This window comes from Balneatrix alpica DSM 16621, assembly GCF_000619885.1.
GTDB lineage: Bacteria > Pseudomonadota > Gammaproteobacteria > Pseudomonadales > Balneatricaceae > Balneatrix > Balneatrix alpica.
Window position 1 is genome coordinate 587806 of sequence record NZ_JHUZ01000006.1, and the last position, 22739, is coordinate 610544.

A 22739-nucleotide genomic window follows, 5' to 3' on the forward strand; every position below is an offset into this window, starting at 1 on the left:
CCTGAATAAGAGTGCCTGATTATAACGAGCTTAGGCGGGATTGCAGCTGCTTTCATCGGTGTTCCAGGGTGGAAGTGGTATGATGGCGCCTTTGCATGCTTAAGCGAGGGTAGGCGGCGAATGTTAGAGGTACGAATGAGCGGCCCGTTAGAGGCTGATATGCTGGGCTGGTTAACACGTCATTTGTCTGATCAGGCCGAGTGGGGACAGGTTGAGCAGAGTTGGCAGGGAGACCGTCAATTACTGCGTTTCCAATTGCCAGTGGCGGCGGAGCGCGCGTTGGAAGCGGCGGTGTTAGAAGAAGGTTGGCAGTGGCAGATTAGTGATGCTCGCCAGCAGCAACCTTTTCGCGCGCGTTTGACCTTGATTGGCCAGGCGCTGACGCCTGCTCATTTAGCGGAAGTGGCATTGCTGATTCGCCAGCATGGCTGGCAGCCACAACAGCTGCAGCAAAAGAGCCTGAGCCTGCAGCCTCGTGAAGGTTTAGCCTGCGTGGAGTGGTTGTTGGCCGGTGAGGGCAATGAGGACAGCTTACGTGAGCAAGCACTAGCCTTCGCCACACGAACAGGGCTGGAGTTGGTGTTGCAACAGGCATCGGCTTTTTATGGTCTGCGTCGTTTGATTTGTTTTGATATGGACTCAACCCTGATTAAAGCTGAAGTGATTGATGAGTTGGCGAAAGAGGCGGGTATTGGTGAACAGGTCGCCGCGATCACCGAGGAGGCGATGCAGGGACATATCGACTTTAAAGAAAGCTTTCGCCGGCGGATGGCGCTGCTTAATGGTTTGGATGAGTCTGTTCTGCAAGGGGTGGCGGCACGGTTGCAGTTAATGGATGGGGCGGAAAAGCTGATCAGTACGCTCAAGCGTATGGGGTTTAAGGTCGCTATTTTGTCCGGAGGCTTTACTTACTTTGCTCAGTATTTACAGCAGCGGTTAGGCATTGATTTTGTTTATGCAAATCTGCTTGAACTGGAGCAGGGTAAGCTGACGGGACGTGCGGTGGAGCCGATTGTCGATGCCACCCGTAAGGCCGAGCTGCTACAGCAGTTGGCTGCGCAGGAAGGGCTCTGCTTAGAGCAAACAGTCGCGGTGGGGGATGGCGCCAATGATTTGCAGATGTTGGCCAAAGCCGGTATCGGTGTGGCCTTCCGTGCGAAACCCTTGGTGCGCGCCAGCGCCCGTCAATCGATCAGCACCCTGGGGTTGGATGCGATTCTTTATTTGCTAGGTTATGAGGAGAGCCTGGAGGCTGGTCTGGCCACAGGGACACCTGCTGCTTAAACATGGCAGCCGCATAGACAATAAAAAGGAGTGGGCGACCACTCCTTTTTATTTGTCCATTGTTGGGGCTATGACAGCGTTTTGGATTACTCCTCGGCGCTAAAGTTATAGTCCATATGCTGATGCGGAGGCTGCAGATAGTGGCCTTGGATATATTTGATACCTGCCTGCCAGAGTAAACTCAGGCAGGAGGCATTCTCCACCATGGGCCCAACAATCGCTTTTTGTTTGGGCGCCAGGGGGGCGATCAAGCGATAGAGACGAGCCTGGGTATCTGGCTGATGAATGTTGCGAATCAAGGGGCCATGTAGCTTGTAGTATTCGCAGTCAAAGTGTTCCGCCAGTTGTTGCGCATGGGTGGTCATGCCCAGGTGTTTTAAGCAGGTTTTTAAACCCAGATGCTGTACCTGTTGTTGGAAGCTTTGTGCCTGGCGGCCCGCCATCCAGGCATCCACTTCACTGATCTGCATGACGAGTTCATGATGACGATGTACCTCTCCCAGCGCTTCCTCCAGCCAGACAAAGAAGGCCGGATCATGAATTGCCTGAGCGCTGAGGTTGAGGAATACCCGGGTACGCTGTTCGGTCTTGCGCAAGGTATTGGCTAGATGTTGGATGACCCACTGGTCAATTAGTAGTGCTTGCCCGGTTTGTTCGCTCTGGTTGAAGAGTTCAACAGGGGTAATCCACTGGCCTTGATCATCACTCATCCGCAACAGTACTTCATAGCTGGGCTCACCAGGGCTGAAGAGGTTGAGGATAGGCTGGTAGAACAGGGTGAACTGGTTGTGATCCATCGCCTTGCGCAGTTGTTGGCGCACACTGGCTGCGGCAGGTTGGCCGCTGGTGGCACCGGCTCGCTGCGGTGAATACACCAACAGGGATTGCCCTTGCCGCTGTGCCTGGGCACAAGCATGCAGTGCTTGATGAACCAAGGTTTCTGCATCAGGCAAGGCGCCATGAATTTGCACTAAACCGGCACAGAAGCCGTTGCTCAGTGAGTAGGCGATTTCAGGCAGGTGGGGAGTAATCAGGTTCTGTAACTTACCAGCGCTGGCCAATACATGTGCATCGGTTTTGAGGGGGGCGACGATCCCCAGGTGGTGAATATCAATGCAGGCGAAGGCATAGGGTAAGTCTTGGTCACTGAAGTGTTGCTCCAACTGGGCAATCAGTTCATTGGCTTGGGGAGTGGGCTCACCATGCTCATCGACTAAGTCCCAGCGTTCCATTCTGGTTGCCATCAACACCCACTGACGATCGCTGGCTTGATGCTCGCCCCGATGTTGGATGTGCTGCATATGTTCAATTAACGCGCGGCGATCATGGGATGCAGCCTGCAATAGCAGTTCCGGATTGTCATTCAGGTGCTGGGGCTGATTGTTAATTAAACGTACCTGGAAGATGTTCTCTGGCGCAGGAGCCAGGCACTGCATACGAATTTGCAGGTTTTGCAGGTGGCTATCGCCGCCCAGGATGATATCCAGATGCTCGCCTTTGGCCCAGGTGGGGAGGCGTTGGTGCAGAGCTGTCATCGCTGAGGGGGAGAACACTTCAGCAAGATCCAGATCTTCCAGAGGTAGCTCTTCCGGTAACTGCCACAAGCGCCGATAAGCAAGGTTGGCATGGGTGTGGTGAGGATAGCGGATCAGAGCAACGGGTTCAGTTTGAATATCGAGTAAAGATTGTAACTGGGATTCCATTGAGTGCAGATGACGACGCAGGCGCATATGCTGGCGCCAGCTCTGCATCAGGTCGGCGAGCAAGCTGAACTCGACTCCCTGAGGATTCTGCAGGTTGTCAAAAACTAAACTGGCATCGGTTAGTACCCCAGGGGCACGATCACGGCTAAGGGTGACGAGAGGTTGATCACGCAGGTTGCGCCTTTGCCGCCGTAACCACTCTTCCAGGTCGTAATCCAGGCGCTCGGTAGCGAGTAGGACAATATCATAGGGGCCACAGCCTGGATTGTCGCTGAGGTTTTCTTCCCGTAACTGCAGGCCGATGCGTTCGGCCAGACGGCGAATTTCAGCCAGTACGGGTAGAAATTCATCGGGAAGTGGCATCTTTACCACTATATGTAAACAGTCACGATGAAGACTCATAAGCATCCTGCAGGAAGTAGGCAAATCTGTCTGAATACTAGCATGCTTATTAGAGGCGAACAGCTTGAAAAAAAACGAAACTGTACATAAGCCTGGGGATAGGGCACTAATGTTGGCTTTGTCCGAAAACCATAAAATGAGATGACAGGGAGCACACTATGGCGCTAGGGGTGTCACGTAAGCTGCTAAAAGAGTTTCTGCACCTGGAATCTGCCGGGGGGATTTTGCTGGTTATCGCCGCCATTTTGGCGATGGTCTTGGTGAATTCGCCCTTTGATTTCATCTATAACGCTTTGCTGGAAATTCCAGTGGAGATTCGCATTGGCGCGATTGAAGTCGCCAAACCATTACTGCTGTGGATTAACGATGGCTTGATGGCCATCTTCTTTCTGCTGATTGGCCTGGAAGTCAAACGGGAAGTGCTTGAGGGCCAGTTATCTGAACTTAGCCAAGTGGTATTGCCAGGAGTGGCGGCCTTGGGTGGGGTAGTGGTGCCCGCATTAGTGTATATGATGCTGAACCAAGGCGATGCTACGGCGATGCGTGGTTGGGCAATTCCGACTGCCACCGATATTGCCTTTGCTCTGGGTATTTTGGCGTTGCTAGGTTCGCGGGTACCTTCTTCGTTGAAGCTGTTCCTGTTAACCCTGGCGATCCTGGATGACTTGGCGGCGATTATCATTATTGCCGTGTTCTATTCCCATGAGTTGTCAGTCCTGTCGATGGGGTTAGCTTCTGCGGCGTTACTGATTATGGTGATTTTGAACCGTCTACATGTCTCGAATATCACCATCTATATCCTGTTGGGGGTATGTGCCTGGGTATTCGTGCTGAAATCTGGGGTGCATGCAACGCTAGCGGGGGTGGCGGTGGCCTTTACTATTCCGCTGAAAGTCGAGAAACCTGCTTACTATTCACCGCTGAAACATCTGGAGCATAAGTTACACCCCTGGGTAGCCTTTATGATTGTGCCGGTTTTTGCCTTTGCCAATGCCGGGGTGCCGATTAGTGGTGGTTTGGATCTGATGTTTACCGGTATTCCAATGGGGATTGCTCTGGGTCTGTTAGTCGGTAAACCCTTGGGTGTTTTTGGTGCCAGTTGGTTGTTGATTAAGTCTGGTTTTGCCAAATTGCCCAGTGGTGCCAATTGGTCGCAGCTGTTTGGGGTGTCGGTACTTTGTGGTATTGGCTTCACCATGAGTTTGTTTATCGGCTCGCTATCCTTTGATCAGAATGCAGCGGATTACGCCATGCAGGATCGTATTGGCATCCTAATCGGCTCCTTCTTTGCTGCGGTGATTGGGGTGGTGTGGCTATATCTGGCAGGCAAACCTAATCCAGATGATAGCGGTGCCGGCAAGGGCCACTGAGTCAGTTGTGATGGTTAACCCAACGCCCCTTTTGAGGGGCGTTGTCGTATTAGGTGCTTAATACTTAGGGGCTGAGCCAGGGGCTGCTGGGTAGCAGGGTTTTATGGGGGCGCCCTGGTACTTCGCGAGCAAGCTTGGCTACCAAGAAGCCAGGCAATTTTTGTTGGAGCTGTAAATGCAGCTGCTCAGCCTGGCTATCGCTGATGGCGAAGTGTGCTGCACCCGCAACGTTATCCAGCACAAACAGATAGTAAGGCAGAATATCAGCTGCAAAGAGAGCTTCGGCCAGGGCAACTTGAGTCGAGAGCTGGTCATTGATGCCTTTGAGCAATACCGCTTGATTAAGCAGGTGTACCCCTGCTTGGCGCAGCTTGCTCAGTTGAGTGCAGACCTCAGCATCTATCTCTTGGGGGTGGTTAATATGGCTGACCAATACCACTTTGAGGCGGCTCTGACCAAGGATTTGGACTAGTTCGGGGGTGACTCGACTGGGAATGACAACTGGCAGGCGGCTATGAATGCGCAGTCGACTGAGTTGGGGCAGTGCCTCCAGTGCGGTGATCAAGGCAGCTAAGCGGCTATCACTATTGGCCAGTGGATCACCGCCACTCAGGATAACTTCATTGACTTCGGGATGCGCTTGAATGTAATCCAGAATAGGTTGCCACTCCGCCCGGCTGGGGTTGTTGTCCTCATAGGGGAAGTGACGGCGGAAGCAATAGCGACAATTGATCGCACAGGCACCATTGGCAATCAATAAAACCCGACTGGCATATTTATGGATCAAGCCAGGCAGGGGGTTGCTATTGGCTTCTTCCAGCGGGTCACTGGCAAAGCCGGGTACACTTTGTAATTCCAGACCAAGGGGTAGCACCTGCAGTAACAAGGGGTCCTGGGGATTGCCCGGTTGCATCCTCTGCAAATAAGGGCGTGGTACCCGCAATGGGAACAAGCGTGCGGCTTGTTCGGCAGCTGGCAGCAAGCCAGGGTCAAGTTGGAGCAGTTGTAGTAGCTCCGCCGGTTGACGGATGACGGTGCGCATTTCCTCTTGCCAGCGGCTAGATGGCTGATCAATCAGGGGTAATGGCTGCCCGTTAGACAAAGATTGGGTTATCATTAGCGGCTATTCCCGCAAGGGGTATGTTTCTGTGTTCTGGTGAGACGACAATGGCTAACTATTCTACCAACGAATTCAAGAACGGTCTTAAGGTTCTGCTGGACGGGGAGCCCTGTGTATTTCAGGAAGTCGACTTCGTCAAGCCGGGCAAGGGTCAGGCATTTACCCGGGTAAAACTACGTAACCTGAAAACTGGCCGTATTTGGGAACGTACTTTCAAGAACGGTGAAAGCATCGAAGCCGCCGACGTAGTAGATACCGATATGGAATACATCTACACCGATGGTGAGTTCTGGCACTTTATGAAGACTGACGGCTCTTTTGAGCAATATGCAGCTGATAAAGCGGCGGTGGGTGATTCCATCAAGTGGTTGAAAGAGCAGGACAAGTGCATCATCACCCTGTTTAACGGTGTGCCTCTGGCGGTGACCCCGCCTAACTTCGTTGAGTTGGAAGTGGTTGAGACTGATCCTGGTCTGAAAGGTGATACCGCTTCAGGTGGTGGTAAGCCTGCTACCCTGAGTACTGGCGCTGTGGTGCGCGTGCCCTTGTTTATCAACGTAGGTGAAGTTCTGCGTGTGGATACCCGTACTGGCGAGTACGTGAGCCGCGCCAAAGAAAGCTGAGTGAATCCCCTTAGCTGGATGTTAATAAGGCCGCTTTTACAGCGGCCTTTTCTATGCATGTCCGAAGTCGTTAATGCACCCAAGGAGTCCCCATGAGCGAACAGTGGCAACCCCAGGCCAGTATGGCAACACTGCGCCAACGTGCGCAGCTATTGGCTCGTACCCGGGCGTTTTTTGCGGAGCTCGGGGTGTGGGAGGTAGATACGCCACTTCTGGCCAGTGCAGGGGTGACGGATCCGTATCTCAATGTGATGGAAGTGGCATACATCCCGGAAGCAGCGGGTGAGGCCCGCACGCTCTATCTGCAAACTTCTCCTGAATATGCGATGAAGCGCCTACTGGCGGCAGGTTCGGGCCCCATCTATCAGTTGGGTAAAGTGTTTCGCAATGGTGAGCGTAGCCCACGTCATAACCCCGAATTTACCCTGCTGGAGTGGTATCGTCCCGGTTTTAATGATCAGCAACTGATGGATGAGGTGGCCGCGCTCTGGCATGCCCTAGGTGGTATGGAGCCCCCCTTGCGTATCAGTTATCGCGAGGCTTTTGAGCGGGTATTGGCGATTGACCCCCATGAGGCCCCTATCACACAGCTGCAAGCCTTGGCGCGTCAGCATTGTGGTGCGGAGTTTGCCGATGAGCGTCGTGATACCTGGTTAGAACTGCTGATGAGCCAAGTGGTGGAGCCGGGCCTGGCACCTTTGGGCGCGGTATTCGTCTATGACTTTCCAGCGACCCAGGCAGCGTTGGCGCGTGTGGTGGAAGATGAGCGAGGGGCGCGGGTTGGTAAGCGCTTTGAACTCTATATTCGTGGTCTGGAAGTCGCTAATGGTTACTGGGAATTAACGGATGCGCAGGAGCAGCGCCGACGTTTTCAGGCGGATCTGGCGGTTCGTGCGCAGTTGCAACGGCGATTAATTCCTCTGGATGAACGGCTATTAGCGGCAATGCAGGCTGGTTTGCCCGACTGTGCTGGTGTGGCGGTGGGATTTGATCGGTTATTGATGCTGTTAAGTGGCAAACAGGAGATTGCTGAGGTGATTCCCTTTGCGCTTGAGCGCTGCTAAGCCATCAGCCAACCTGAAAGTCAGGCAGGCTGATGGCGGTAGGGCATCTTATTCCTGAGTGCTGAGCGGCTGGCCCATGGCTTCGCCCATGCGGGTGGCGCGTCCGGCCTGCCAGCCTTCTAGCCAGTTAATCCGATCCTTGCCAAAGAGTACGATGGCGGTGGAGCCGAGCCAGAAACGTCCCATTTCGGCCCCACGCTCAAGCTGAATTGGCTGGCTGGGGGTTAGGCTGTAAAGCTGTCGCGGAGTCAGGGGCGCAGGCGCCACTTGTCCCGCCCAGGGAGTTTCAATGCCTGCGACAATGAGGGCGCCCACCAATACCACTGCCATTGGGCCATATTCGGTCTCAAACAGGCAAACCAGACGCTCGTTACGGGCAAATAGGTTATCTACCTCTTCGGCGGTGGTTTGGTTGACCGAGAACAGGTCGCCGGGCACATAAAGCATATCCGTCAGAGTACCGGCTACGGGCATATGCACCCGGTGATAATCACGGGGGGAAAGGTAAACGGTGGCGAAATGTCCGTCTTCAAACAAGGCCCCCCAATCCGCACGTCCGCCTAACAGGGCGGTTGCGCTGTAACTGCGTCCTTTGGCCTGCAGTATTCGCCCCGCATGCAGTTTACCCATTTCGCTGATGCTGCCATCGGCCGGGCAGAGAATAAGGCGGTCGTCTGCCGGCAAAGGGCGGGCTCCCTCTTTCAAGGGGCGAGTAAAGAAGGCGTTAAAGTGCGGATAAGCCTTGGGGTTGGGCTCTGCTGCCTCGCTCATATCCACTTTGAAGTAGCGGATAAAGCTACCAATCAGCAGGTCCTTCAGCCAGGGCCAACGGCAACGGGCCAGGGCACCGGTCAAACGTGACAGGGCGTGCTGCGGTAGTAACTGTTGCAGGGCGATAAACAGGGTGGTTTTCACCTAAACATCTCCTTGACTGACGGGGGTGTCAGGGTGGTTACCCCACTCGAACCAGGAACCGTCATAACATTGAATACGGGGATAACCGAGCGCGCAGGCGGCTAGGTAGGTCAGGCCCGAGCGGCGATGAGTCTGGCAATGGGTGACGATGCTGTGCTCAGCCCGTAGACCACGCTCATGCAACAAGCGTTGTAGTTCGGCAAGCGGCTTTAACCGTGGTATCTGCGGGCTTTCCAGGAGTTCAGTCCACTCCAGCCAAATGGCGCCAGGAATATGGCCACCCTTGTGTGCATTGACGATTTTCTCGCCACGATATTCAGCTTGAGAGCGAGCATCCCAAATTCGCAGATCTTGGTGATGTTGCAGTAATTCATCCAGGGTGATGCGTTGACTGCCTTGCCATTGGGCTTGGTAGTCGCTGCGCTGGGGTGGGTTAACCTGTTGCTCAATCGCGAAGCCAGCCGCTTGCCAGGCAGGTAAGTGGCCGTTGAGTACGGAGACACGCTGGTGGCCCAGTAGATGCAGGGTCCAGAGCAGGCGCCCAGCCCAGGGGCCCATTTGGTCATCGTAGGCCACTACCCAGTGATGGGGTTGTAAACCGAGACTGGCGAAGCGCTCACTGAGTTGATCCAGGGTGGGCACGTAGTTTGCCACTGGCGGCTGGCCATGCAGCAGCCAGTCACTGGGCATGTGAATGGCCCCAGGTACGTGACCTTGTTGGTAGTGTTCCGCAGAGGACAGGTCAAGAAGCAGAATGTCGGCCTGCTGACGCAGGGCGTCCAACTCGGCGGGCTCGAGTAGTACGGGCACAGCCATATTAGGATCTCCCTTGTTGACGGGCTTGGTAAAGCTGGGTGAGTCCGCGCAGGGCACATTGCACCAGTTGCCGGAAGGCGCGGTAATGCAGTTCGGTCGGCTGGGCCGGGTTGCGGCCGGCATCGGCATAAATAATGGCCAAAGGCTTGTTGCCTAATACCATCGACATCAGCATAAAGTCTTGCCCCGCGCACTCACGGCGTAGGCTGTCAGGTAGCAAAGGCAGGAGTTTGGCGCGGTTATCGGGTTTGGCATGCAGCGCGCTGCTGCTACTGCAAAGGCGCTTAAATAGGCTGGGAACTTCCAGGCTTAGGTTCAACTGACGAAACACTTCAACGCCTTCCCCAGCGCTTAAACGCCCGGCGATCATGCCTTTTTGTGGAATAAAAGCCACCACTCGCTCCAGGCCGACCCCTTCATGTAAGGCGACGAGCAAGGTCTCCAGCAAGGCCTGTGGGGAGTTAAATTGCTTGGGGTTTTGGCTGAGGTGCTTAGCCAAATCCTGCACCAGTGCCACATCTTTAAGGTGGTTAGGGCGTAAGCTTCTGGCTGTCGTGGAGACGACGGCGGGTTGGCTACGTTGTGGGCTATAGTCCTGGCTTGGCAGGCGATAGGGAATGGGTTGGTCTTCCTTAGTTAAGACCAGTCGTGCCGCCGGTACCAAAATGCCAGGTGCTGGATACTGGCGTGCAGCCAGGGCCGCTACACGGTGAATACGAGCCGAGGTCGGCTCTAGCGGGCGGCGTAAAAAGTCGGCAATCAGGTTTTTGATCCGCTCGGTTTTGCGGCTTTGCCAGCCAAAGTGCAGGGTATAGGCAAGCCAATTAGCCAGTTTCACCGGCATCCAGCTGGCGGTGGTGAGGTGGTTGAGCTGGCGTTCTTCTTTATCCTCCAGCAGTTTGCCCTGGGCACGGCGATGAAGCAGGGCCAGTTGGCGCCGATCAGGTGAGGTGGCGTGATCCAGTGCCTGCACCAGCAGCTCGGGCAACTGCCAGGCTTGCGCCAGCGCATGGCCAATGCTTTGGGCAGGGCAGCCAAGCTCTTCGCTCTCCGCCAGAACGACATCTTCCTTGCCGACATAGACCCGCTCATAAACCGCGCTGATGCGTTCAGGGGCATAGCGCCAGAGTGCCCAATAGACAAAGGAGTAAAGCAGGGAGGCTGCATAGATTTGAGCCGCCTGATTGGGACGCCATTGCTGTGCCCAGTCGCGCGCCTGTACAGCGGCATGCTGGGCATTGGTCAGGGCGTAAAGATACTGGCGGTGGGCGACATTATGATCATTGATCTGCAGAACAGGCATCTTGCCAAGTAGTTCGCGGATACGCTGCAGGCCCAGGCTACTAAGAGCGTGGTCCAGGGTGCGGATGTCGGTTTCCTGATTGGCATTAATCTGGTTGGCTTGGCGTAATAAGTGCAGGCTCAGGGAAGGATCAGCCTGGAGTGCAGGGGCGAGATCCAGCAGTGCGACATCGGGATCACGCAGATGCTGCAGTAGAAACTGGCGGCTATGGGCCAGAATAGGCAGCGGTTTGTCCGCCAGGAAACTTACCCAGCTGGCGAGATCCTGCGGATGCTTCGCGCTGCCATCACTCATCGTTTGGGCTCCAGGCGTTGTTGTGCCTCTTCATCCAGGGTGCTAAGGATCATGCGGTAGCTGTGCATACGCTCGGCACTAATGGCTCCCTCCTGCTCGGCGGTCAATAATGCACAGCCAGGTTCCTGTTGATGACGGCAATCGCGAAAGCGGCAACGGCCAAGGAAGGGGCGAAATTCACGAAAGCCTTCCAAAAGCTCATCGGGGCTGAGATGCCAGAGCGCAAACTCACGGATTCCAGGGGAATCAATCAGATCACCGCCACTGGGGAAGTGAAACAAGCGGGCGGTGGTGGTGGTATGGGTGCCTTTGCGGGTGAGCTCCGATAGTTCCCCAACCTTGATGTCCACCCCTGGTAGCAGGGCGTTAATCAAGGAAGACTTGCCTACCCCTGACTGACCGACAAAGACACTGATACGCCCGCGCAGTTGTTCTTTTAATTCCGCCAGGGGGTCAGGGTCGCGGGTGCTGGTGTAGAGTACGCGATAGCCAATTTGTGCATAGCGCTGCAGCATTGCTTCCAACTCAGGACGTGGCTGCTGGCGTAACAGATCGGTTTTGTTCAGTAGCAAAATAGGCTCAATGTCGCTGAGTTCGGCGGCGACCAAGTAGCGATCAATCAGATTGGCAAAGGGAGTTGGCTCTACCGCCAGGGTGATAATGATCTGATCAATATTGGCGGCAACCGGTTTCAGGTCGCCATGCATGTTGGGACGCTTTAAGACCGAATGGCGGGGTAAATGGGCGACTACTACCCCCAGATCGTCTTTCAAGCTGGGACGCCAAATAACTTGATCACCGGTGACGAGAGCATCCAGGTTGGCACGCAGGTGGCAACGCACCAGTTGGCCCTGCCATTCTCCCTGTTGTCCTTCAATATCCAGTTGGCGTCCGTAGTGGGCAATGATTTGACCCTGCTGCTCCGGCCCCAGCTCACCAGCCGCTAGCTGCTCATCAATACGAGAGTCCTTATGCTGCGCACGCTGAATGCGCTCTTCCTGGATTTTTTGAATGCGCCAGTTCTGGCGCCGGGTCAGTTTGCGTTTGCTCATGCGGATCGCTACTTGAACGGGAGTTGCATTGTGCCTTAGCCCTGCAGGGAGGCCAAGGCGCTGCGAGGAAGTTCTGGTAGAATTGTCGTTAAAAGCGCACCCCTGCACAACTTTGGGAGCTAGCCATGGCGGCGGATAACCTTTTGGTATGGATGGACCTGGAAATGACCGGGCTCAATCCTGATGTGGATCGCATTCTGGAACTGGCAGTGATTATCACTGATCAGGATCTTAATGTAGTAGTAGAAGGCCCAGTCTGGGCGGTGCATCAACCGCCGGAAGTGCTGGCGGCGATGGATGAATGGTGTACCCGTACCCATGGGGAGTCGGGCCTGACGGCACGGGTAGAGGCGAGCCGAATTAGCGAAGCCCAGCTGGAACAAGAGCTGCTGGCTTTTTTGCAACAGCATGTTACTCAAGGAAGCTCGCCACTCTGTGGTAACTCGATTTGGCAGGATCGGCGTTTTATCGCCAAATACCTGCCTCAGGTCGATACCTGGCTGCACTACCGTTTAATTGATGTCAGCACCCTGAAAGAACTGGCCAAGCGTTGGCAGCCACAGCTCCCTGCTGGCTTTAAGAAAACCGGCGCTCACTTGGCGTTGGCAGATATTCAGGAATCAATTGCCGAGTTGCGTTATTACCGGCAAAACTGGTTGCTGCCACAGGAGCCCCAGGGTGAGTGAATTGCAATGGGCCGGTGCGGCCCGTACCCAGCCCCTACCCAGCCAACTCTATAGTGCGGCACAACATAAAGAGCTGGATCGTCGTGTGGCCCAGAGTCTCGCCATCAGTGGTTTTGAACTGATGCAACGGGCAGGGGAGGTGGCTTTTGCCGTGCTGCGCCAGCATTGGCCCCATGCCCGTCGTCTGCTCCTGGCTTGTGGACAGGGCAACAACGGTGGTGATGCCTTAATCGTCGCTGGGTTGGCGTTGCAGCAAGGCATGGAGGTGCGTTTACTTTTACCGCAGTCTGTTCATGCCTATGCCAGCGCTTTAACTGGTGAAGCGGCTCAGGCCTGGGCATGGTTGCAGCAGCAGGGTGTTTGCCAGGTCGTGGACGTGCAGCAGCTGCAGGCCAGCGATTATGATTTGGTGGTGGATGGCTTACTCGGGGTGGGGTTTCGCGGCAGTTTACGCACGGAATGGGTGGAGTTGGTTGAGGCTATCAACCAGCTGAGATTGCCGGTATTGGCGCTGGATTTACCCTCTGGACTGGAGGCCGATAGCGGCCGTGCCCCAGCAGGTGCGGTTAAGGCGACGGTGACCCTCACTTTTCTCGGCTTGAAACCTGGTTTACTTAGTGGCCAGGGGGCGGACTACTGTGGACAGATTTTGTTCCATGAGTTGGGTGCACCCGGGCAGGTTTATCAGAGTCTGCAACCGGTGGCGGAGCGAGTCGACTCAAGCTGGATTCAAGCGGCCTTGCCCAAACGTCAGCGCACCGCGCATAAAGGGTTGCATGGCCACGTGGTGGTGGTCGGGGGTGACCTTGGCATGGGAGGGGCAGCGCTGATGGCTGCTCAGGCGAGCTTGCGCGCCGGCGCTGGACGGGTGACCCTGTTGACCCGGCAAGAACATGTTGCACCGGCACTGATGCGGCAGCCGGAAATAATGGTGCAGGGTGTCCGTAATGGCTTGGAGGCCGCACCCTGGTTAGCCCAGGCCGATGTGATTTTGATCGGGCCTGGATTAGGGCAGAAAGCCTGGGGGCAGCAACAGTTACAGCAGGTGTTGGCCTTGCCGACAGCCAAGGTCTTGGATGCGGATGCGCTTAATCTGCTGGCACAGCAACCCGCTGCACTGAGCGACAGTATTTTGACCCCTCATCCTGGTGAGGCTGCACGCTTACTGGGTTGGAGTACGGCGGAAGTCGTGCAGGAGCCGCTGGCCGCGCTGGCTGCACTGCAGCAGCGTTATGCTGGAGTCACCCTGTTAAAAGGTAAGGGTACCTGGTTGGCGCAACAGCCACAGCGGGCACTGATGCATGCAGGTAACCCGGGGATGGCGGTGGCTGGCATGGGGGATGTACTCGCCGGTATCATAGCGGGGCTTTATGCGCAGGGGCTGTCTGCCTGGCAGGCCGCCTGTGTAGGGGCACAGGTGCATGCTGAAGCCGCTGACCGTGTAGCCGCACGTCAGGGTGAGCGAGGCCTGTTGGCAACCGATTTGTTGGCAGAAATCCAAAACGGAGTGAATCCATAACCATGAATGCCAGTATTGCCCAATGGCAATTTGCTGATGAAGAGGCCATGTTGACCTGGGCGGCGAAACTTGGCCCAGCCTGTTATGAAGGCGCCTGCATTTACTTGCATGGCAACCTGGGCATGGGCAAAACCACCTTGAGCCGCGGAGTGTTGCGTGGTTTGGGGTATCAGGGGGCGGTAAAAAGCCCGACCTATACCCTGGTTGAACCTTATCAGTTGGCGGAACTCGCGCTCTATCATTTTGATCTCTACCGCCTTGGCGATCCGGAAGAGTTGGAGTTCATGGGGATTCGTGATTATTTTGACGGCCATGCCCTTTGTTTGGTGGAATGGCCGGAAAAGGGCGGTGCCCTGCTGCCAACGGCGGATTTGGATATTTGGTTAACACCTTGGCAGCAGGGACGTGAACTAAAAGCCCAAGCCAATACAGCAAGGGGGCTGTCCATCCTTAAGGCATTGGGGTGTGAATGAACAGGCTGATCTCAATCTGGCTGGCTGTGTTGTTTGGCATGCTGGCCCTGGCAGTACAGGCAAGCGAAGTCCGCAATGTGCGGGTCTGGCAAGCGCCGGATAATACCCGGTTGGTGTTTGACCTGGACGGGCCGGTGGAGTATTCCGCTTTTATGGTGGAGAACCCCTATCGACTGGTGATCGACCTGAAGACCAGTACCACCCCTTTTGACCTGGCCAAGCTGGATTTGCAGGGATCGATCATTCAGAGCGTTCGCTCCGGTGTGCAGAATGGTCGGGATTTACGCTTGGTGCTGGACTTAAGTAAGGGCGTGCCCTTTCGTCACTTTACCTTGGCCCCTAATCAGCAGTATGGTCACCGTCTGGTGTTAGATTTGCTCACCGGCGGTGAAGAAGAGCCGGCGGCGGTGGCCGCCAAGCCGAGTGCTCAGCCTAGTCAGCCGAGCGCTGAACCCAGTAAAGCCAGTGGCAGTAATGGCGCCACTCGCGACATCATTATTGCCATTGATGCGGGCCACGGAGGGGAAGACCCAGGGGCGATTGGCCCAGGTGGGGTGCGTGAAAAAGTCGTGGTGCTAGCCATCGCCAAAGAATTGGCTGCCTTGTTGGAGCGTGAGCCTGGCTTTAAGCCGGTGCTGATCCGCAAAGGTGATTACTACATTGAGCTGCGTAAGCGCACCCGCCTAGCTCGTCAATCCAATGCGGATTTGTTTGTCTCGGTGCATGCGGATGCGTTTAACAAACCGAGTGCCCGAGGGGCATCGGTTTGGACGCTGTCAGAGCGCGGAGCCACCAGTGAGATGGGTCGTTGGTTGGCGCAGACCGAAAATAACGCCGACTTGATTGGAGGGGTGGGTAACGTCAGCCTGGAAAACAAAGATGAGGTCCTGGCGGGCGTGTTGTTGGATCTGTCGATGAGCGGCACCCTGAAGTTAAGTGATCAGGTCGGTAAGGATGTGCTGCGCTCTATGGGTGGGGTGGCGCGTCTGCATAAGAACCATGTTGAACGGGCAGGCTTTGTGGTGCTGAAGTCGCCGGATATCCCTTCGTTGCTAATCGAGACCGGTTTTATCTCTAATCCGGGCGAAGCTGCGCTGCTGAAGGATCCTGCTTATCAGCGCAAAATGGCCAATGCGATTTTTCAGGGGATTCGCAAGCATTTCTATGATGCTCCGCCACCTCAGACTTGGGTGGCCGCCAAGGTTAATGGCACCTTGGGTAAGGTGGCAGTGACGGAGGTGGTTAGCTCCAATCGCAGTGGCAGTCGGCAAAAATATAAAGTCATGGCAGGGGATACCCTATCGGCAATCGCCGCTAAAAATGGCATCAGTCTCAGCCAGTTACTGCGTGAAAATGACTTGAATTCGAACTCGGTGATTAAGGTAGGGCAGGTGCTCTACATTCCCCCCTCTTCATAAATTATTAAGCTGTGATGCCTGATTTGAAACGTATTCATACCCTCAGCCCGCGTCTGGCTAACCAGATCGCGGCGGGGGAGGTGGTAGAGCGCCCCGCTTCGGTGATCAAAGAACTGTTGGAAAACAGTCTGGATGCCGGTGCCAGTCGTATCGATATTGAAGTAGAGCAGGGCGGGGTCAAGCTACTGAAGGTGCGCGATGATGGCAGCGGTATCGCAGCAGAGGATCTGCCTTTAGCCTTGGCGCGGCATGCCACCAGTAAAATTATCACCCTGGAAGATTTGGAGGCCGTGCAAAGTCTGGGTTTTCGCGGTGAGGCGCTGGCCAGTGTCAGCTCCGTTTCGCGTTTGACGCTGATCTCGAGGGCGTTGGGGGCGGAACATGCCTTTGCGGTGGAGGCTGAAGGGCGGGAGATGAGTACCCAAGTTCGCCCAGCAGCACATCCGCAGGGCACAACGGTGGAAGTGCGTGACCTGTTTTTTAATACCCCTGCGCGGCGCAAGTTCTTGCGCACGGAAAAAACCGAGTTTTCCCATCTAGAAGAAGTGGTACGCCGGCTCGCGCTGAGTCGCTTTGATGTCAGTTTTATGCTGCGCCATAACCAGAAACCGGTACTCAATCTGGCGGCTGCGCGTACTGAGCTGGAGCGCGAACGGCGTATCGGACAGCTCTGTGGTAGCAGTTTTTTGCAGCAGTCGGTGGTGGTGGATATCAGTAATGGGCCGTTGCGCTTGCACGGCTGGGTAGGCTTACCAACTTTTTCCCGCAGTCAGCCGGATCAACAGTACTTTTTTGTGAATGGCCGAGTCATTCGTGATCGCTTGGTCAGCCATGCGGTGCGCCAAGCGTATCAGGATGTGCTGTATCACGGTCGCCACCCTGTTTTTGTGCTTTATCTGGAGCTGGATGCGGCGGTCGTGGATGTTAATGTGCACCCGACCAAGCACGAAGTGCGCTTTCGTGATGGTCGCATGGTGCATGACTTTATTTTTAGCAGCCTGCATCGTGCTCTGGCTGAGGTGCGCCCGGGGCAGGATCAGCCGCCTGCGCAGGCGGAAGCGAGTTTGGCCTTGCAGGATAGTGCTCCTGCCAGCAGTCCCCAGCAACGAGGCGAATTTGGCCCGCAGCAGTGGATGAGCCTAAGCGCTGCAGAGACACCGCGAGCAGGTCAGGTACAGGAGCAGATGGCGGCTTACTCCCGCCTCTATCCATCTGCACCGCCTGCGAGTGCGCCAAGCCCTCGACCGAGTGCTGCATTGCCAGAGTCGGAGCACAGCGATGTGCCGCCCTTGGGGCTGGCCCTGGCGCAGTTACATGGCATCTATATTTTGGCACAGAACCAGCATGGCCTGGTGCTGGTGGACATGCATGCTGCCCATGAACGGATTGTCTATGAGCGGATGAAGCTGGCTTGGGCCGGCGAAGGGTTGAAATCTCAACCGTTGTTGGTGCCTGTCTCTTTGGCTGTTAGCCAGCGAGAGGCAGATATGGCGGAAGAGCAGGAGACGTTTTTTCAGCGCCTAGGATTCCGCCTGCAGCGTATGGGGGATGAAACCCTGGTGATCCGAGAGGTCCCGGCGCTGCTGCGACAGGCCGATGTGCCACAGTTGCTGCGTGATGTATTGGCAGATTTGAGTGAAGTTGGCCATAGCCAACGGGTAGAGGCTCAGCTTAATGAGTTGTTAGGCACCATGGCATGCCATGGTGCAGTCAGGGCGAATCGTCAACTTAGCCTGGATGAAATGAATGCCCTATTACGCGATATGGAGCGCACTGAGCGTAGTGGCCAGTGCAATCATGGCCGCCCCACCTGGACGCAGTTGAGTATGAAAGACTTAGACAAACTCTTTATGCGGGGGCAATAAGGTGAGCCAAGCTTATCCTCCCGCGATCTTTTTAATGGGGCCGACCGCCGCTGGTAAAACGGCCCTGGCTTTTGAGCTGGTAGAGCGCTTGCCGTGCGACATCATCAGCGTTGACTCGGCCCTGATTTATCGCGGAATGGATATTGGCACGGCGAAGCCAAGCCCGGCAGAGCTGCAGCGTTATCCCCATCAGTTGGTGGATATTCGTGATCCTGCAGAAGTCTACTCGGTGGCGGAGTTTCGTCAGGATGCCCTGGCCGCGATGGCAGAGATCAGCAGTCGTGGCCGTATCCCCTTATTGGTGGGCGGCACCATGATGTACTTCAACGCGCTGAAGAAAGGCTTAGCACAGCTGCCGGAGGCTGATCCGTTATTGCGTCAAAGGCTGCAGGAAGAAGCTGAGCGTGAGGGTTGGCAGGTGCTACATCAGCGCTTACAGCAAGTGGATCCTCAGGCAGCGGAACAGATTCCGGCAGGTAACACTCAGCGTTTGCTGCGCGCCCTGGAAGTCTATGAGTTAAGCGGTCAGCCGCTAACCCAGCTATGGCAGCAGCAGGAGCAGCAACCACTGCCTTACCAGGTTTGCGAATTGATTTGGAGCCCAGCACAGCGCAGTGTTCTGCATCAGCGTATTGCCAAGCGCTTTGAGTTGATGCTGCAGCAGGGCTTTATCGACGAGGTGAGGAGATTAAAGCAGCGCGCCGATTTGCATGTTAATTTGCCCTCTGTACGCTGTGTCGGCTATCGCCAGGCGTGGAGCTATCTGGATGGCGAGTATGATGAGCAGGCGTTTATCGACAAGGGGGTGGCGGCGACGCGTCAATTAGCTAAACGGCAGCTCACTTGGTTGCGCTCTTTCACAGAGGCGAACTGGATTGATGCACAGCAGCCAGATGCCCAAGTAAAGGCCTTGAAATTGCTGGAGTCTATCTTCAATTAAGTGTATAAGTATTGACAACCAGCCAAAGGTGTGCGGTTTATCGCCACCTTTTTCTTTTGGCCGTAGAAGGGCGGCCGCACTGCGCTTATAACAAGGAGCAAAACAATGTCAAAAGGGCAATCCTTACAAGACCCTTTCCTGAACGTTCTTCGTAAAGAACGGGTTCCAGTTTCAATTTTTCTGGTAAATGGAATCAAGTTGCAGGGTCAAATTGAGTCTTTCGATCAGTTTGTCATCCTGCTGAAAAATACAGTGAGCCAGATGGTGTATAAGCATGCCATCTCCACTGTGGTGCCGGCCCGTCCGGTGAAGATACCTGGCCCTGATGAGGTACAGGTAGGCTGAGCGAGGTGCTGATTGTTCTTTGAACGTCCGAACACAGGTGAACGTGCCGTTCTGGTTCACCTGGATATGTATGATGATGCAGAGCGGGAAGATCCTACCGAGTTCCAGGAACTGGTCACGTCTGCCGGCGCTACTCCCGTAGCGCTGGTGACTGGCTCCCGTGACACCCCCAATCCTAAGTTTTTTGCCGGTTCAGGTAAGGTTGAAGAAATCCGTGCGGCAGTCTTGGCCCATGAGGCTGAGGTGGTGCTGTTTAACCATGCACTGTCCCCTGCTCAGGAACGTAATCTTGAGCGAGAGTTGCAGTGTCGGGTGTTAGATCGTACCGGGCTGATTCTGGATATCTTTGCCCAACGGGCGCGAACCCACGAAGGTAAGCTACAGGTAGAGTTGGCTCAGCTTGAGCATATGTCTACTCGTTTGGTGCGTGGCTGGACCCACTTGGAACGTCAAAAAGGCGGGATAGGCTTGCGTGGTCCGGGTGAAACCCAGTTGGAAACGGACCGTCGCTTGTTGCGTGAGCGGATTAAGTACATCCACAAACGCCTGGAAAAGGTGCGTAAACAGCGCGACCAAGGGCGGCGAGCCCGACGTCGGGCAGATGTTCCCAGTGTTTCCTTGGTGGGCTATACCAACGCCGGTAAATCGACGCTGTTCAATGCCATTGCCAATGCGCAGGTGTACGCCGCTAACCAGCTGTTTGCCACCCTGGATCCAACCCTAAGACGTATTTTGTTACCTGATGTGGGGCCGGTGGTGTTAGCCGATACCGTTGGCTTTATTCGTCACCTACCGCATAAATTGGTGGAATCCTTCCGTGCGACCTTGCAGGAAACGGTGGAAGCGACTTTGCTGCTGCATGTAGTGGATGCGGCCTCCACTGAGCGAGAGCAAAACCTGGAAGCGGTTAACCTGGTATTGACGGAAATCGGCGCCACTGAAGTGCCGACGTTGATGATCTATAACAAGGTTGATTTGTTAACTCAGGTTGAGCCCCATATAGATCGAGATGAAAACGGTAAGCCCAAAGCAGTATGGGTATCCGCCCAACAACGGCTGGGGTTGGATTTGTTGCAGCAGGCGATTGCCGAGCTGCTCAGTGAAGACCTGTTGCATGACACCTTGGCCTTAAAACCTCAAGAAGGTGGGCTGCGAGCACAGTTGTACGCCCAGGGGGCTGTATTGCAAGAGAGTTGGGATGAGGAAGGTAATACGCTGTTAGAGGTGCGTTTATCAACGGCAGATTTCTTACAGATGTTAAGACGCAATCAGATTCCAGCGGAGCGTTTTGGCTTGCGGCAACAGACCGAAACTTGCGAGCCCTGGCGTGCCTCCCTAGAATTTTGCGAATAATTACATTGGACTAAGACGGAGAAGCCTATGGCTTGGAATGAGCCCGGTGGCAACGGGCAGGATCCTCAGGACCCCTGGGGTTCCGGCAACCGTGGCAAGAAAGGCGGTGATCAGGGGCCACCCGATTTGGATGAAGTGCTGCGTAAGGTGCAGGATCAACTCAACTCCATTTTTGGTGGTAAATCCTCCGGTGGTGGAGATGGTGAGAACCGCAGTGGTGGTGGCTTTAGCTCTGGCTCCCTGATTTTTGGTCTGATCATTGCGATCGTGGTGTGGGCCGGTATGGGCTTTTACACCGTAGACCAGCAGGAGCGAGGAGTGGTGCTGCGCTTCGGTGAGTACCATGACATTGTCGCCCCTGGTTTGCGTTGGAATCCGCCTTTGATTGATCAGGTGATTCGGGTCAATGTCACTAAAGTGCGTTCACTGGATCACCGCGCTCCCATGCTGACCGAAGACGAAAACATCGTTGAGGTGGGGATGTCTGTGCAGTATGTCGTAGCGGACCCCAAGGCATTTGTACTGAATGTACGTGAGCCCGAAGCGAGCTTGGCTCAAGCTACTGAAAGCGCCCTGCGCCATGTAGTAGGTGGCTCGGAAATGCACTCAGTACTGACTGAAGGCCGGGAAATTCTGGCAGCGGCCGTGCAGGAGCGTTTGCAAGCCTACGTCGATAGCTATGGCACCGGGGTACAGATTTCACGGGTAAACATTGAGAATGCAACCGCGCCTAAGCAGGTGCAGTCAGCCTTTGATGATGTAATCAAAGCCCGTGAAGATGAGCAGCGGGTGAAGAACGAAGCGGAAGCCTATGCCAATGGTATCGTGCCTGAGGCTCGTGGCCGTGCACAGCGCATGCTGGAAGAGGCTAATGCTTACCGTGAGGAAGTGGTAGCTAAAGCAGAGGGTGAGGCGGAGCGCTTCCTCAAACTGCTGGCGGAATACCGCAAAGCGCCTGAAGTGACTCGCGAACGTCTGTATATCGATACCCTGCAGGAGGTTTATGCTAACTCCTCGAAGGTGTTGGTGGATGTCAAAGGTGGCAACAACATGATGTATTTACCCTTGGATAAGCTGACTGAGGCCAGTCAGAGTGCCCGGAGTAATCGTCAACAAGTGCTGACACCCCAGCAGGCGCGTTTGAGCAATGCTGATATCGAACGTATTGCCGATGATGTATTGAACGAGCTACGTAAGCGTCAGCCCACTATTCAACGGGAGGGCCGTTAATGACTAACAAGTCCTTTGCCGTGATTGCGCTGGTTCTGGTAGTAATCATAGGTTTGAGTAAATCACTGTTTATTATCAGTGAAACTGAGCGTGCGGTGGTGCTGCGCTTTGGTGAAGTGGTCGAGGCTGATGTTAAGCCTGGTCTGCATGTGAAGCTGCCCTTCGTAGATAATGTGCGTCGATTTGATGCGCGTTTGATGACTATGGACTCCCGTCCTCAGCGTTACCTGACGTTGGAAAAGAAGGCATTGATCGTTGATTCCTTCGTGAAGTGGCGGGTCTATGATGTTGAGAAGTTCTATACCGCTACCTCTGGTGATGAGTTTGTGGCAGCTAAGCTGCTGGCGGCTCGGGTTGACACTGGTCTGCGTAACCAGTTCGGGGGTCGTACTTTGACCCAGGTGGTTTCAGGTGAGCGTGATGAGCTGCTGCTGGACTTGACTACTAAACTCAGTGAAGTGACCAAGAACGAGCTGGGTGTGGAGGTGGTTGATGTGCGGGTTAAGCGTATCGATCTACCGCCTGAGGTGAGTCAGTCCGTGTATGAGCGGATGCGTACTGAGCGTGAGCGTGAAGCCCGTGAACTGCGCTCCCGTGGTCAGGAGCTGGCGGAAGGTATTCGCGCCGATGCGGATCGTCAAAAGACCGTTATCGAAGCAAACGCTTATCGTGATGCTGAGCGGACTCGAGGTGAGGGGGATGCGCAGGCGGCCTCTATTTATGCCCGTGCCTTCCAGCAGGATGCCGAGTTTTATGCCTTCTATCGTAGCTTAAGTGCCTACCGTTCGGCCTTTGGTCAGGAAGGGGATGTGCTGCTACTGGAGCCAAACTCCGACTTCTTCAAATATTTGAAAGACCAGCGCGGACAGTAAGGTGAGTGGCCAAATAAATCTGGCCACCCCTTTAAAACGTGATATGATTCCTCACCGGGCTTTTTTAAGCCCGGTTTTTTTTGCGTGTTTGA

20 protein-coding genes are annotated in these 22739 nt (G+C 55.0%); 14 read left to right on the forward strand and 6 right to left on the reverse strand.

Annotation, left to right across the window (positions count from 1 at the left end; all coding sequences use genetic code 11):
- Positions 1–135 precede the first annotated feature (135 nt).
- Complete coding sequence (gene serB / locus Q334_RS17865) at positions 136–1284, forward strand: phosphoserine phosphatase SerB (RefSeq protein WP_051527482.1); 1149 nt, start codon at positions 136–138, stop codon at positions 1282–1284.
- Between the two features lie 86 nt (positions 1285–1370).
- On the opposite strand, the gene Q334_RS0103195 is transcribed toward serB, so the two are convergent.
- Positions 1371–3389 (reverse strand): EAL domain-containing protein, encoded by a 2019-nt coding sequence (locus tag Q334_RS0103195; RefSeq protein ID WP_027311940.1) that lies wholly within the window; start codon positions 3387–3389, stop codon positions 1371–1373.
- A gap of 158 nt (positions 3390–3547) precedes the next feature.
- On the opposite strand from Q334_RS0103195, the gene nhaA reads away from it, so the two are divergent.
- Positions 3548–4759, forward strand: coding sequence for a Na+/H+ antiporter NhaA (nhaA, locus tag Q334_RS17870; RefSeq protein WP_051527483.1), 1212 nt, complete (start codon positions 3548–3550; stop codon positions 4757–4759).
- A 64-nt stretch (positions 4760–4823) separates the two neighbouring features.
- On the opposite strand, the gene epmB is transcribed toward nhaA, so the two are convergent.
- On the reverse strand, positions 4824–5876 hold the full coding sequence (epmB, locus tag Q334_RS0103205) for an EF-P beta-lysylation protein EpmB (RefSeq protein WP_027311941.1): 1053 nt from the start codon (positions 5874–5876) through the stop codon (positions 4824–4826).
- Positions 5877–5926: 50 nt separating this feature from the next.
- Here epmB and efp point away from each other — a divergent pair, with 50 nt between their 5' ends.
- A complete protein-coding gene (efp, locus tag Q334_RS0103210) occupies positions 5927–6502 on the forward strand; it encodes an elongation factor P (RefSeq protein ID WP_027311942.1) in 576 nt (191 codons plus the stop codon).
- A gap of 92 nt (positions 6503–6594) precedes the next feature.
- On the forward strand, positions 6595–7566 hold the full coding sequence (gene epmA / locus Q334_RS0103215) for an EF-P lysine aminoacylase EpmA (RefSeq protein WP_027311943.1): 972 nt from the start codon (positions 6595–6597) through the stop codon (positions 7564–7566).
- Between the two features lie 48 nt (positions 7567–7614).
- Here the strand turns inward: epmA and asd are convergent, their stop codons facing one another.
- From asd to rsgA, 4 genes are read right to left on the reverse strand one after another with little or no spacing between them, the layout of a single operon-like run.
- Entirely contained in the window at positions 7615–8481 is an 867-nt protein-coding gene (gene asd / locus Q334_RS0103220; RefSeq protein ID WP_027311944.1) for an archaetidylserine decarboxylase, read from the reverse strand.
- Positions 8482–9297, reverse strand: a complete 816-nt coding sequence (locus Q334_RS0103225) for a sulfurtransferase (RefSeq protein ID WP_027311945.1) — start codon at positions 9295–9297, stop codon at positions 8482–8484. It abuts the gene before it with no gap.
- A 1-nt stretch (position 9298) separates the two neighbouring features.
- Positions 9299–10894: an HDOD domain-containing protein gene (locus Q334_RS0103230; RefSeq protein ID WP_027311946.1), complete on the reverse strand. Its 1596-nt coding sequence runs from the start codon at positions 10892–10894 to the stop codon at positions 9299–9301.
- Positions 10891–11946, reverse strand: a complete 1056-nt coding sequence (gene rsgA, locus Q334_RS0103235; RefSeq protein ID WP_027311947.1) for a small ribosomal subunit biogenesis GTPase RsgA — start codon at positions 11944–11946, stop codon at positions 10891–10893. The genes Q334_RS0103230 and rsgA overlap by 4 nt, the downstream gene beginning before the upstream one ends.
- Positions 11947–12071: 125 nt before the next feature.
- Here rsgA and orn point away from each other — a divergent pair, with 125 nt between their 5' ends.
- The 10 genes from orn (at position 12072) to hflC (ending at position 22647) form a co-directional block, all read left to right on the forward strand.
- Positions 12072–12632, forward strand: a complete 561-nt coding sequence (gene orn / locus Q334_RS0103240; protein WP_027311948.1) for an oligoribonuclease — start codon at positions 12072–12074, stop codon at positions 12630–12632.
- Positions 12625–14151, forward strand: coding sequence for an NAD(P)H-hydrate dehydratase (locus tag Q334_RS0103245; RefSeq protein WP_245593648.1), 1527 nt, complete (start codon positions 12625–12627; stop codon positions 14149–14151). The genes orn and Q334_RS0103245 overlap by 8 nt, the downstream gene beginning before the upstream one ends.
- Positions 14152–14153: 2 nt before the next feature.
- Positions 14154–14624 (forward strand): tRNA (adenosine(37)-N6)-threonylcarbamoyltransferase complex ATPase subunit type 1 TsaE, encoded by a 471-nt coding sequence (gene tsaE / locus Q334_RS0103250; protein ID WP_027311950.1) that lies wholly within the window; start codon positions 14154–14156, stop codon positions 14622–14624.
- Positions 14621–16042, forward strand: a complete 1422-nt coding sequence (locus tag Q334_RS0103255; RefSeq protein WP_027311951.1) for an N-acetylmuramoyl-L-alanine amidase — start codon at positions 14621–14623, stop codon at positions 16040–16042. Before tsaE ends, Q334_RS0103255 begins: the two co-directional genes overlap by 4 nt.
- Positions 16043–16065: 23 nt before the next feature.
- Positions 16066–17907: a DNA mismatch repair endonuclease MutL gene (gene mutL, locus Q334_RS0103260; RefSeq protein ID WP_081414331.1), complete on the forward strand. Its 1842-nt coding sequence runs from the start codon at positions 16066–16068 to the stop codon at positions 17905–17907.
- 1 nt (position 17908) lies between these two features.
- Positions 17909–18847, forward strand: coding sequence for a tRNA (adenosine(37)-N6)-dimethylallyltransferase MiaA (miaA, locus tag Q334_RS17875; protein WP_081414317.1), 939 nt, complete (start codon positions 17909–17911; stop codon positions 18845–18847).
- A 105-nt stretch (positions 18848–18952) separates the two neighbouring features.
- Complete coding sequence (gene hfq / locus Q334_RS0103270) at positions 18953–19192, forward strand: RNA chaperone Hfq (RefSeq protein ID WP_027311953.1); 240 nt, start codon at positions 18953–18955, stop codon at positions 19190–19192.
- 12 nt (positions 19193–19204) lie between these two features.
- Positions 19205–20545 (forward strand): ribosome rescue GTPase HflX, encoded by a 1341-nt coding sequence (gene hflX, locus Q334_RS17880; RefSeq protein WP_051527484.1) that lies wholly within the window; start codon positions 19205–19207, stop codon positions 20543–20545.
- Positions 20546–20572: 27 nt separating this feature from the next.
- Complete coding sequence (gene hflK, locus Q334_RS0103280) at positions 20573–21775, forward strand: FtsH protease activity modulator HflK (protein WP_027311954.1); 1203 nt, start codon at positions 20573–20575, stop codon at positions 21773–21775.
- Positions 21775–22647 carry a protease modulator HflC gene (gene hflC / locus Q334_RS0103285; RefSeq protein ID WP_027311955.1) on the forward strand — a complete coding sequence of 291 codons (873 nt, stop codon included), beginning with the start codon at positions 21775–21777 and terminating at the stop codon, positions 22645–22647. The genes hflK and hflC overlap by 1 nt, the downstream gene beginning before the upstream one ends.
- Positions 22648–22739: the final 92 nt, after the last annotated feature.

Excerpts from the sequence above, each read along its gene's own strand:
- Q334_RS0103195 (WP_027311940.1), bottom strand. The coding sequence starts at position 3,389 with ATGAGTCTTCATCGTGACTGTTTACATATAGTGGTAAAGATGCCACTT.
- epmA (WP_027311943.1), top strand. The coding sequence starts at position 6,595 with ATGAGCGAACAGTGGCAACCCCAGGCCAGTATGGCAACACTGCGCCAA.
- nhaA (WP_051527483.1), top strand. The coding sequence starts at position 3,548 with ATGGCGCTAGGGGTGTCACGTAAGCTGCTAAAAGAGTTTCTGCACCTG.
- efp (WP_027311942.1), top strand. The coding sequence starts at position 5,927 with ATGGCTAACTATTCTACCAACGAATTCAAGAACGGTCTTAAGGTTCTG.
- hflK (WP_027311954.1), top strand. The coding sequence starts at position 20,573 with ATGGCTTGGAATGAGCCCGGTGGCAACGGGCAGGATCCTCAGGACCCC.
- hflC (WP_027311955.1), top strand. The coding sequence starts at position 21,775 with ATGACTAACAAGTCCTTTGCCGTGATTGCGCTGGTTCTGGTAGTAATC.
- Q334_RS0103230 (WP_027311946.1), bottom strand. The coding sequence starts at position 10,894 with ATGAGTGATGGCAGCGCGAAGCATCCGCAGGATCTCGCCAGCTGGGTA.
- Q334_RS0103225 (WP_027311945.1), bottom strand. The coding sequence starts at position 9,297 with ATGGCTGTGCCCGTACTACTCGAGCCCGCCGAGTTGGACGCCCTGCGT.
- rsgA (WP_027311947.1), bottom strand. The coding sequence starts at position 11,946 with ATGAGCAAACGCAAACTGACCCGGCGCCAGAACTGGCGCATTCAAAAA.
- epmB (WP_027311941.1), bottom strand. The coding sequence starts at position 5,876 with ATGATAACCCAATCTTTGTCTAACGGGCAGCCATTACCCCTGATTGAT.
- tsaE (WP_027311950.1), top strand. The coding sequence starts at position 14,154 with ATGAATGCCAGTATTGCCCAATGGCAATTTGCTGATGAAGAGGCCATG.
- orn (WP_027311948.1), top strand. The coding sequence starts at position 12,072 with ATGGCGGCGGATAACCTTTTGGTATGGATGGACCTGGAAATGACCGGG.
- serB (WP_051527482.1), top strand. The coding sequence starts at position 136 with ATGAGCGGCCCGTTAGAGGCTGATATGCTGGGCTGGTTAACACGTCAT.
- hfq (WP_027311953.1), top strand. The coding sequence starts at position 18,953 with ATGTCAAAAGGGCAATCCTTACAAGACCCTTTCCTGAACGTTCTTCGT.
- Q334_RS0103255 (WP_027311951.1), top strand. The coding sequence starts at position 14,621 with ATGAACAGGCTGATCTCAATCTGGCTGGCTGTGTTGTTTGGCATGCTG.